General features: G+C 68.5%; 10 protein-coding genes. 1 reads left to right on the top strand and 9 read right to left on the bottom strand.

What is annotated here, in order from left to right:
- From QRO95_RS23600 to QRO95_RS23585, 4 genes are all read right to left on the bottom strand, one after another.
- A partial coding sequence (locus QRO95_RS23600; protein ID WP_285303603.1) for a hypothetical protein occupies positions 1-459 on the bottom strand: 459 nt, incomplete at its 3' end.
- 98 nt (positions 460-557) lie between these two features.
- The gene (locus QRO95_RS23595; protein ID WP_279912210.1) at positions 558-782 is read right to left on the bottom strand and encodes a hypothetical protein; all 225 of its coding nucleotides are present in this window, start codon (positions 780-782) and stop codon (positions 558-560) included.
- Positions 779-1,480: a glutamine amidotransferase gene (locus QRO95_RS23590; RefSeq protein WP_285303602.1), complete on the bottom strand. Its 702-nt coding sequence runs from the start codon at positions 1,478-1,480 to the stop codon at positions 779-781. Before QRO95_RS23590 ends, QRO95_RS23595 begins: the two co-directional genes overlap by 4 nt.
- Positions 1,477-2,250: a YggS family pyridoxal phosphate-dependent enzyme gene (locus QRO95_RS23585; protein WP_032129368.1), complete on the bottom strand. Its 774-nt coding sequence runs from the start codon at positions 2,248-2,250 to the stop codon at positions 1,477-1,479. The genes QRO95_RS23590 and QRO95_RS23585 overlap by 4 nt, the downstream gene beginning before the upstream one ends.
- A 76-nt stretch (positions 2,251-2,326) precedes the next feature.
- Here QRO95_RS23585 and ptsJ point away from each other — a divergent pair, with 76 nt between their 5' ends.
- Positions 2,327-3,613: a transcriptional regulator PtsJ gene (gene ptsJ / locus QRO95_RS23580; RefSeq protein ID WP_049398433.1), complete on the top strand. Its 1,287-nt coding sequence runs from the start codon at positions 2,327-2,329 to the stop codon at positions 3,611-3,613.
- Between the two features lie 134 nt (positions 3,614-3,747).
- Here the strand turns inward: ptsJ and QRO95_RS23575 are convergent, their stop codons facing one another.
- The 5 genes from QRO95_RS23575 to QRO95_RS23555 form a co-directional block, all read right to left on the bottom strand.
- Positions 3,748-4,254, bottom strand: a complete 507-nt coding sequence (locus QRO95_RS23575) for a hypothetical protein (protein WP_006373615.1) — start codon at positions 4,252-4,254, stop codon at positions 3,748-3,750.
- Between the two features lie 81 nt (positions 4,255-4,335).
- Positions 4,336-7,446, bottom strand: a complete 3,111-nt coding sequence (locus tag QRO95_RS23570; RefSeq protein WP_121503547.1) for an error-prone DNA polymerase — start codon at positions 7,444-7,446, stop codon at positions 4,336-4,338.
- A 6-nt stretch (positions 7,447-7,452) separates the two neighbouring features.
- Positions 7,453-8,862 (bottom strand): DNA polymerase Y family protein, encoded by a 1,410-nt coding sequence (locus QRO95_RS23565; RefSeq protein ID WP_049398435.1) that lies wholly within the window; start codon positions 8,860-8,862, stop codon positions 7,453-7,455.
- A 9-nt stretch (positions 8,863-8,871) separates the two neighbouring features.
- Positions 8,872-9,486: a translesion DNA synthesis-associated protein ImuA gene (imuA, locus tag QRO95_RS23560; protein WP_032129603.1), complete on the bottom strand. Its 615-nt coding sequence runs from the start codon at positions 9,484-9,486 to the stop codon at positions 8,872-8,874.
- 296 nt (positions 9,487-9,782) lie between these two features.
- Complete coding sequence (locus QRO95_RS23555) at positions 9,783-10,790, bottom strand: cyclase family protein (protein ID WP_125894581.1); 1,008 nt, start codon at positions 10,788-10,790, stop codon at positions 9,783-9,785.
- Positions 10,791-10,802 lie beyond the last annotated feature (12 nt).

Raw genomic sequence — 10,802 nt, 5'->3', positions numbered from 1 at the left:
GTGCAGCAGCTGGAGGGCGCGGTGGTGCAGGCTGCGCTTCGCGCGTGCGACCGGCTCGGCATACCGGGCGATGCGGCGGTGCTGCCAGCGCGGCGGGGTGAACACGCCCAGGGGCAGCAGCCGCAGCCGCTTGCCGTGCAGTACCAGTGAGACATCGACATGACGGCCATCGATGTCGTGGCCGTTGGCACCGAAGATGGCGTCGACTTCATCCTGGCGCTGCGGATAACAGGCACGGAAGAGGGTGATGCCGAGCCCACGCACCAGGCGGCGGAAGCCACCGAGACGGCTGTGGCTGGGTTCGAAGCCACGGGTGAGCAGTAGCCGCAGCCCCACAGGCAGCATTGCCTGCGCGTCGAGCAGGCGTTGCAGTACCTCTTCTTCCAGTTGGATGCGGGTGGAGGGCCAGCGCGGGGCGATGAGCAGTCCGTGGTGGTTGCCGCGTTGCAGGGTCAGCATCGGTGAAGCTTCGCACGCGGCCGAACAGCCGGGGTAGTGCCGGCCGCTGGCCGGTAGATTCGAATGCCGGCCAGCGGCCGGCACTACCGTGACGATCGTCAGAGATCGCGGTACTGGATCTGCGAAGCCAGTACGCGCAGGCCGTCGGCATTGCTGGACAGGATGCGCTCTTCGCCAACACCTTTCTGCCGTTTCAGCTGGAAGCCCTGATCCGCAGGCAGTTGTGCGGCGATGGCGTCCATGCGCTGCAGGGCATCAGGGCCGCTGCAGTCGAAGTGGCCCCAATAGACGCCTTCGCGGTGGATCTGCAATCGATAGTTCATCGCGGTGTCTCCGGCAGGTCCTGCAGCCAATGGTCGAACATCGCGGTGGCGGCTGCGGCCAGTGGTGCGCCATAGCGACGCGCCTGCGCGCGCAGGTCGTTGGGATCGATGCCGGCCTGGGCCAGCTCCAGCGTGTGGCCGACCAGCCAACGCTCGAACTGGCGGGCGTCCAGTTCCGGATGGCATTGCAGGGCCAGTGCGTGGTTGCCGATGGCGAAGGCCTGATGGCGGCAGGCCGGCGTGCTGGCCAGGCGGCGTGCACCGGCCGGAAGCTCGAACGCCTCACCATGCCAATGCAGTACCGGAATGCCCTGCAGGGCCTGCAGCGGTGAACGCTGGCCTTCATCGGTCAGCAGCAGTGGCGCAAAGCCGATTTCCTTGCCGCCGCTGGGAGCGACACTGGCACCGAGTGCACGCGCCATCAGTTGTGCACCCAGGCAGATGCCCAGGGTTGGCCGCTGCTGCTGCAGCCGGCGCTGCAGCAGGGCGATGCTGTCGGTGACGAAGGGATAGGTCGCTGTGTCATTGGCACTGATCGGGCCGCCCAGCACCACCAGCAGGTCGGCCACTTCGGCCGGATCGAGCGCATCGACGCCGGCCTGCAGCACCTGCAACTGCCAGCCTTGTGCCAACAGCAGAGGCTGCAGGGTGCCGAGGTCTTCAAAGGCAACGTGTTGCAGGACAACCGCGTGCTTCATGCCGGGGCTCCGCTGTTCGGCCAGTAGAAGCTGTCCGGGGTGGCGCGGGCGCCGAAGATGGCCTGGCCGACGCGGACCACGGTGGCACCTTCCTCGATGGCCACTTCGAAATCACCAGACATGCCCATCGACAGCTGCGACAGGTCAAGGCCGGGCGGGGCGGTGCGTTGCAGCTGGTCGCGCAGTTCGCGCAGGCGCACGAAGCAGGCGCGCACGCGCTCGACGTCGGGGGTGAAGATGGCCAGGGTCATCAGGCCGCGCACACGCAGGCGATCGAAGGCCGGCAGCTGCTGCACGAAGGCCTCGACCGCGTCGGGTTCCAGTCCGTACTTGCTCGGCTCGGCCGAGGTGTTGACCTGCACGAACACATCCAGCGTGCGGTCTTCCAGTTGCAGGCGCTGCTGCAGGGCCTCGGCCACGCGCAGGCTGTCCAGCGCCTGGAACTCGCTGGCAAAGCGCGCCACGTAGCGCGCCTTGTTGGTCTGCAGATGGCCGATCACCGACCAGTGCACGCCCAGGTCGGCCATCGTTTCGGCCTTGCGCTGCGCCTCCTGCACCTTGTTCTCGCCTAGTTCGCGGCAGCCTGCGGCCACCGCCATGCGGATGCGGGCGTCATCGACGGTCTTGCTGACCGGCAGCAGGCGCACGCTGGCCGGGTCCCGGCCGACGCGCGCGCAGGCATCGGTGATGCGTTGGCGCACCGTGACCAGGTTGGCGGCGATCTGTTCAACGGACTGGGCGACGGGCCAGTCGGCAGCGGCAAGGGGCATGCGGGCACCTCCAATGCAGGATGGCCAGGGTGGGATACACTGGCACAGGACAAGATATATTTTGGCATAGGACAAAATGAAAATCACCGGGCATAGCGCCGAATCGATCTTCGACAGCATCCGCGACGGCATCGGCAAGGGCCGCCTGCCGGCCGGCAGCGTGCTGCCGCCGGTGCGTGAACTGGCCGAGCAACTGGGCGTGAACCGCAACACCGTGGCCGCTGCCTACAAGCGCCTGGATGCGGCGGGCCTGGCCAGCACGGCGGGCCGCCGTGGCACGGTGGTGCGCGGATTGCCGCCGACGCTGGCGCGCGAGGGCAGTACGCCCGGGCTGGCGCTGCAGGACCTGGCCGGTGGCAATCCGGATCCGCGCCTGCTGCCGAACCTGCGCCTGGCCCCGGCCGCGCCGCGTTTGTACGGCGTAGGCACGGTCGACCCGAGGTTGCAGGCGCTGGCGCGCGCCTCGCTGGATGCGGACTGCCCGGAGGGCTATGCGCTGGAGCTGACCCATGGCGCGGTTGATGGCATCGAGCGCCTGCTGGCGGCGTGGTTGCTGCCAGGAGACCGCATCGCGGTGGAGGATCCATGCTTCCTCGGTAGCCTCAATGTGCTCAATGCTGTGGGCCACGCGCCGTTGCCGGTGGCGGTGGACGCGCATGGCATGCAGGTCGATTCGCTGCGGCAGGCGCTGGAGGCCGGCGCACGCGCGGTGCTGCTGACCCCGCGGGCACACAACCCGACCGGGGCCAGCCTGGATGCGAAGCGGGCACGGGCGTTGCGGCAGTTGCTGGCGGCCTACCCGCAGGTGGCGGTGCTGATCGACGATCACTACGCACTGCTCTCGCAGCAGGCCTATCACTCAGTGCTGCCGCTGGATGGCCGGCGCTGGGCGCTGCTGCGTTCGTTGTCCAAACCACTGGGTCCGGACCTGCGGCTGGCCTGGCTGGCCTGCGATGAGGAGACCGCATCGCGGTTGCGGCTGCGATTGGCGTCCGGCACCGGCTGGGTCAGCCACCTGCTGCAGGATGCAGCGACTTCGGTGCTGGCGTCGGCAACGCAGCGGGCGAAGATCGCCTCGGCGGGTGAGCGCTACCAGCAGCGCCTGCAGTCGCTACAGGAGCTGCTGCGCGCGCATGGCATGCCGACGCCGCAGCCGATGGAAGGATTGAACCTGTGGCTGCCGTTGCCGGCCGACAGCCACCCACAGGTGCTGGCACTGGCCTCGCGCGGATGGCATGTGCGCGCCGGCGAAGTGTTCGCGGTGGCGGCACCGGGCCATGGTCTGCGCATTACGTGTTCGGCGCTGGGACCGGCGCAGCTGCGGCAGCTGGCCGATGACCTGGCGGCGGTGTGTGGTTTGTAGCGTCGGGCCATGCTCGGCTTTGCTTCGCCTTTATAGAGCCGAGCCATGCTCGGCTGCTGTTGGTAGAAGCAGTCGAGCATGGCTCGACTCTACATGACCGGTAGTCGAGCATGGTTCGACGCTACAGAAGCAGATCAAGGCGCGGCGTTGGCGCCGGGGCGCACGTAGTAGGACTGGCCGCTGTCATCGACGAACATCAGCTCCGGCTTGCCCTGCCAGGAGGTGAGCATGGCGCCGGTGTTGTTCTGGTGCTTGACCATCAGGCTGGCGCCACGGTCCGGATTGGCGACGACCTTGAACACTTCGGTGGTGCCGGTGGCATCGTCCAGGGTCAGCAGGGCTTCGCCGCCGCGGTCGCTGGTGCCGTAGCCGCCGCGTTCGGAGCCGTCGGGGCCGAGCAGGATCAGGCCGGACAGGGCGGTGGCGCGCGGCCCCTGGGTGCGGCCCTGGCTGAGCGGATCGGGAACCGGTGCGCCGAGAATCACCCGCGGCTGGCCGCTTGCATCGTGGATGATCAGCCCGCGTGCCTCGATGATGCGCTGTGGCGATTGGCTGCGATGCAGGCTCCAGGCGGTCCAGCCGGAAACAAGCAGGGCGAGGGTCGAGACCACCAGCGTGGTCAGCAGCAGCGCACGGGACATCGGGTCGTCCTTCCTTGGATGTGCCGACGATAGCGGATGCGGACCGGCAATGGCCAGTTCGTTGTGTGACGTTGTGTATCGTCAGTGGAAATCGCGACTGTGGCTGCGCAGTCCCTGCAGCAGTTCATCCAGGCAGTGCATGCGCTGCACGATGACGTGCTGCACGCCATCGACGCGTTCCAGGCGGCCATCGATCTGCATCAGCTGGGTATCGACCAGCACCCGGTGCTGGCGATCGGCCAGGTGCCGCCAGACCACGGCGTTGATCATGCCGGTCTCGTCTTCAAGGGTGAGGAAGGTGACGCCACTGGCGGTCTGCGGGCGCTGGCGCATGCGCACCAGGCCGGCGATGCGCACGCGCCGGCCATGGCCGTGGGCAGCCAGTTGTGCGGCATCCAGGCAGCCACGGCTGCGCAGTTGCGCGCGCAGGAACGAGATCGGATGGCGGCCCAGCGTGGTGCCGGTGCTGCGGTAATCGGCCTGCATGTCTTCCCAGGCGCTGGGCAGGGGCAGTGGCACGCGGGCTTCGGTGGTGGCGCGGGCCTGGTCGAACAGCGGCAACCGGTTTTCCACGCCGGAGATATCCCAGCGCGCACGATGGCGATGGCCGCTGAGCCCACGCAGCGCCCCGGCATCGGCCAGCAGGCCCTGCTGGCGGCGGTCCAGAGCGGTACGCTGGCACAGGTCACCCACATCGTCGAACGGGCGCCGCGCACGTTCACGCATGATGGCCTGCACGGCGGGCTCGTTGCAGCCATCGACCAGGCGCAGGCCGAGCCGGATCGCGGCCGGCCCCTTGCTGAAATCCAGCGTGCAGTCCCAGTCGCTGTGGCGCACGTCCACCGGCAACACGCGGATGCCATGCCGGCGCGCATCCTGCAGCAGCTGGTCGGGGCTGTAGAAACCCAATGGCTGGCTGTTGATCAGGCTGGCGGTGAACGCGGCCGGGTGATGGCACTTCAGCCAGCAACTGTTATAGGTCAGCAGGGCGAAGCTGGCGGCGTGGCTTTCCGGAAAACCGTAGTCACCGAAGCCCTTGATCTGTTCGAACAGGTGCTCGCCGTACTCGCGGCTGAAGCCGTTCTTGAGCATGCCGGCCAGCAGCTTCTCGCGATGCGGTTCCAGGCCGCCACGGCGCTTCCACGCCGCCATCGAGCGGCGCAGGGCATCGGCCTGGCCCGGGGTGTAGCCGGCCGCTTCCACCGCCAACTGCATGACCTGTTCCTGGAACAGTGGCACGCCGAGGGTGCGCGCGAACACGCGTTCCAGCCGCGCTGGATAGAGTGGATTGTCTGGATCGTTCAACGCGTCCGGTCCCTGTTCACGCAGGATCCGCCGCCGCTCAAGGTAAGGATGGACCATGTCACCCTGGATCGGGCCGGGGCGCACGATCGCCACTTCGATCACCAGGTCGTAGAAGGTGCGCGGCTGCAGGCGCGGCAGCATCGCCATCTGCGCGCGCGACTCGATCTGGAATACGCCGATGGTGTCGGCGGCGCAGATCATGTCGTAGGTCTTCGTATCCTTGGGAGGAATCGCATCCATGCGTCCTTCGTGCAGGCCATGCTGCTGCAGCATCGCCAGGCATTTGCGGATGGCGGTGAGCATGCCCAACGCCAGGCAGTCGACCTTCATCAGGCCGGTGGCATCGAGGTCGTCCTTGTCCCACTGGATGACGGTGCGGTCGGCCATCGCTGCGTTCTCCACCGGCACCAGGGTTGACAGCGGATGCTCGGAAATCACGAAGCCGCCCGGGTGCTGCGACAGGTGGCGCGGGAAGTCGATCAGTTCGGTGGTCAGCGCCAGCAGTCGCCGCATCAGCGGGGTTTCCGGATCGAAGCCGCGCTCGCGCAGGGTCTCCGGCAGCGGCACATGGCCGCCCCAGTGGTCCATCGCCGCGCCCAGTTCGTTGACCTGGTCCATCGGCAGGCCGAGTGCACGGGCCACGTCGCGGATCGCGCTGCGGCCACGGTAGCTGATCGCCACCGCAGTCAGGGCGGCGCGCTCGCGGCCATAGCGCTTGAATACATACTGCAGCACTTCCTCGCGGCGCTCGTGCTCGAAGTCGATGTCGATATCCGGTGGTTCGTCGCGCTCGGCGGAGATGAAGCGCTCGAACAGCAGGTTGCTGCGTGCCGGGTCGATCTCGGTCACGCCCAACACGAAGCACACTGCCGAGTTGGCCGCCGAGCCACGTCCCTGGCAGAGGATGTCCTGGCTGCGCGCGAAGCGCACGATGTCCTGCACGGTGAGGAAGTACGAGGCGTAGTTCTTTTCCCGGATCAATGCCAGTTCGTGCTCGATCTGTTTGCGTTGTGCCGGTTCGATGCCGCCTTTCCAGCGCCACGGGATGCCGCGCTCGACCAGCACGCGCAGCCAGCTGTCCGGGTCGTGGCCCTCGGGTACCAGTTCACGTGGATAGGTGTACTGCAGCTGCTCCAGGGTGAAGTGGCAGCGCTCGGCGATGCGCAGGGTCTCGGCCAGCAGTTCGGGCGGATATAGCTGGGCCAGCGCGGTACGCGGGCGCAGGTGGCGCTCGCCGTTGGGAAACAGGCGCCAGCCGGCCTCGGCCACGCTGCAGCGGTGGCGGATGGCGGTCAGTGTGTCCTGCAGGGCGCGGCGGCGGCGCACGTGCATGTGCACATCACCACTGGCCACCAGCGGCAGGTGGTGGCGTTCGCCGAAGGCCTGCAGCTGCTGCAGGCGACGCGCGTCGTCATGCTCATGGTGCAGCTCCACCGCCAGCCACAGGCGATCATCGAAGCTGGCGCGCAACAGTTCCAGATCGGTGGCCGCTGGTTGCCGGTCCAGCCATAGGCACAGCAGGCCGCCGGGCAGGCCGAGCAGGTCCTCGCGCAGGCAGCGGTATTCGCCCTTGGCCGCGCGCCGCCGGCAGGTGGTGATCAACTGGCACAAGCCGGCGTAGGCGGCCTGGTCGGTGCACAGCAGGGCCAGCTTCGGCCCGTCCTCGATCTGGAATTCGGCGCCGACGATCAGCGCCACGCCATGCGTCTTGGCGGCCTGCCAGGCGCGCACGATGCCGGCCAGCGAGCATTCGTCGGTGATCGCCAACGCGCGGTAGCCCTGGCCGGCAGCGCGCGCGAACAGTTCTTCGGCGATCGAGGCGCCACGCTGGAAACTGAAGGCCGACAGGCAGTGCAGTTCGGCGTAGCCGGGCAGTTCGCTGTGCATGGCGGCTCAGCCGAACCAGCCGTGCAGCATCCACGGGGCATGTGGATCATTGCGCTCACGGAAAGCCCAGCCGCGCTGGCCATGCGCGGTTTCCACCACGTAGTAATCGCGGCGCGCATCGGCCTGGTCCCACCAGCCCGATTCGATCCGCTCCGGCCCGGTGACGATGCGCAGGCGCGGATCACGCAGCGGTTGCGGCGTGTCCAGCAGCCAGCCCGGACGCAGTGGCCAGTACGACGGAGGCTTGACCGCGGGCTGGGTGCCACTGGCGCGTTCGGGGCGATGGTCGGCCTGCACCGCCAGCGGCTGCACGGCGTCATCGCCGAGCCGCGCCCGCAGGCGCTCGCGCAGCTGGTTCCAGGGCATCGCCTGTGCCGGCCGGGTATCGAACAGGTCACGCGCGGCGGGCACGAACGGTGGCAGCTGTTCGGCCTGCAGGCGCAGTGCGCGGCTGCCGGCCGGCAGGGCGAACGCTTCCATGCGGTTGCGTGCGATCTCGAACAGCAGCGCGGGATCGCGCTCGGGTGCCAGCAGGCCGATGGTCAGCACGCTGGCCGGCAGCAGGTCATGCTCGAAGTGCAGGTCGAAGCGCTGTACGCCGCCATCGCGCGAGCACAGGAAGGCCGCCAGGTCCAGCAGCAGGCGGCGCAGCGGGAACAGCAGGGCCTGGCTGGATTCGATCTCGTATTCGAATTCGATGCGTGCATCGAAACGGTCCGGTGGCTGGTAGTAGCGCAGTGGCGCGGTGGGCAGGCCGCGCAGCGCATCCAGTTGCTGCAGCACCTCGGGTGAGAAGCGCCGGGCCAGGCTGTCGCGCGGCAGTTCGAGCACCGCACCCAGCGTGCGCAGACCGGAACGACCGAGCACGGTCACCGCTTCGCTGGGCAGGCCGCAGCGCGGCAACGGCAGCTGCGCCAGTGCCGCTGGCAGCTGCTGCGCATCGATGCCGAGGCCGTCGTGGACGTTGGCCAGCACGCGCGCGGCATGCGCGGTGGGTGCGGCCACCAAGCGGTGGCGGAAACCAAGCTCATGCAGTTCGCCGCGCAGGCGCTTTTCGATCGTCAGCCAGTCACCGAACAGGGCACGGCTGGCACCGATTTCCATGACCAGCGCGTGCGGAAAATCGAGGCTGACCTGCGAGCTGTAGGCGTAGGCCCAACTGGCAAGCAGCTGCCGGGTGTGCTGTTCGGCGTTCGGGTCGTAGTCGTGCAGGTACATGTCCTGCACCAGCACCTGTGCGGCCGACAGCAGCATGCCCGGGCGCAGTCCCGCTGCGCGTGCCGACGGGCTGACCGCACGCAGCACGCGACGCTGCGCCGGCCCCTGCAGCAGCACCAGTGGCCGCTGCGGGTCCGGCTGCAGGCGCAGCACGCTGTCCAGTGCCAGCTGCGGCAACAACAGGCAGGCCCAATGCATGACGCGGCCTCAGTGGGCGATGGCCAGTGGCAACGGCTGTGCGGGTGGCAGGCCGCCACGGCACTTCAGCACCCGCACCTGGCCGTGGTCGAGCTGCAGGCGCAGACTGGCCGGGGAGGGGTTGCGCGCTGCCTGCGCCTCGCGGAACACGAAGCCCAGGCACTGGCCGCTGTCGGCAGCCACCTGCAGCCGGCGCAGTGAGCGGTCGTCGGCCTGGTGTGGCCAGCACAGCACCGCCGCGCAGGCGGCCGAGCGCAGGCACTGCTCGGTGGCCCACAGCGCCTGTTTCGGTGCGGCGTGGATGATCTGCAGCTGGGCCAGATCCAGCCCGGCCGCCGCCCAGGCCGGGGCATGCGGGCGATAGGGCGGGGCGACCAGCACGATCGGGCGGTCGCGCTGGCTCAGCTTCGCCAGCGCCGGCCAGACCAGGGCCAGCTCGCCCACGCCGGGCGCGGCCTGCAGCACCTCGCACAGCCCGCTGGCCGGCCAGCCACCGCCGGGCAGGCGCGCATCCAGTGCCGGGTGGCCGCTGGCCAGGTGATCGCTGGCCGGGCCCTGGCGGGCCGGGCCGCGCCACAGCTGGCGCCCGTCCAGCAGCCGGTCGAGGGCGACGACAGCACCCATCAGCCGGTCCTCCAAGGGAGGCGCCGGGTTGGCTTGAAGCGGCAGGAACGGGCGGAAACGGCAGGCATGGCGCGAGTATCGACGGGCCGGTATCAGGGGCTGAGACCGGACATGCTACTCGCCTTGTGAGTAGAATTACTAATGAAATCGGAAGGTCGGGTTTCAGGTTGCTGAAGGGGTAAAGCATCCACGCATGGCGTGGATCTACCAGGGTTCTCTCCAGTAGATCCACGCCATGCGTGGATGGGAAAACGGTGCCGACCAGGGTCGGCACCTACAGGCACGGGCACTCCCGGTTACGGGCGCACCGGCAGCGCCACCGGGCGCAGCGGCGCGGCATCGCCGCCGCGGATCTTCAGCGGGCCGCCGATGAAGGCGAACTCATAGACCTTGTCGCGGGCCAGTTCGTCCAGCGCCACCAGCTCGATGATCGGCGCGCCCTGCTGGGCCAGCAGGTAGGTGTGCAGCGGCACGTAGTCGTCGGACACCTCCGAGGGGAAGGTCTCGAAGCTGAGGTTGTCGGCGCCGACGATCATCGCGCCGCTGTCCTCCACCAGGAAGCGCGCCGCGTCCAGGCCCATGCCCGGCGGGTTGGCCATGTAGGCCTTGGGCTGTTCGAACAGGCGCATGCGGCCGGTGCGGATCAGCACCACGTCGCCCTGCTGCAGCTTCACCTGCTGGCGTGCCAGCGCATCCTTCAGGTCCTGGCGGGTGACGCGGTAGCTGTCCGGCAGCATGTCCACGCCCTTGGCGCCGGCCACGTCGATCAGCACGCCACGCGCGATCAGCGGCGGGAATTTCTCGATGCCGGTGACGTTCCAGCCACGGTCACCGAGGTGCTTGTCGGCCTCGAAGCCGTTCCAGATCTTTCCGTGGATGCCGAAGTGGTTCAGCGCATCGATGTGGGTGCCGGTGTGGCTGTACATCGAGAATGCGGTGCCGGTGTAGCTGCGGGTGAGGTTCATGGTCTCGCCCACGCCCATCGGATCATCCATCACCGTGCCGCGCGGGGTGTGGGTCATCCAGAACTGGTAGTGCGGGTCGCCGGCATCCTGCCAGCTGGGCATGCCGACGTAGTATTCGGTGGCCAGGTCATAGGCCTTGCCGCCACTGACCCGCGACAGGATCGCTGCCCGCGAGGCGTCGGTGATCAGGTTGAGGCGGCCGATCTCGTCCTTCGGCCCCCAGGGGCTGGTGCCGACCTGCTGGCCGGAGGGAACGCGTTCGTGCGCGGATACGGTGGTGGAAGCGGCGGTGCCGGCCAGCAGCAGGGCCAGCGCGGTGGCCAGGGTACGTGGGGTCATGGGGAGTCTCCT

Source organism: Stenotrophomonas maltophilia group sp. Smal13, assembly GCF_030236855.1.
Classification (GTDB): Bacteria; Pseudomonadota; Gammaproteobacteria; order Xanthomonadales; family Xanthomonadaceae; genus Stenotrophomonas; species Stenotrophomonas maltophilia_A.
This window is presented reverse-complemented; position numbering and strand designations above follow the sequence as displayed.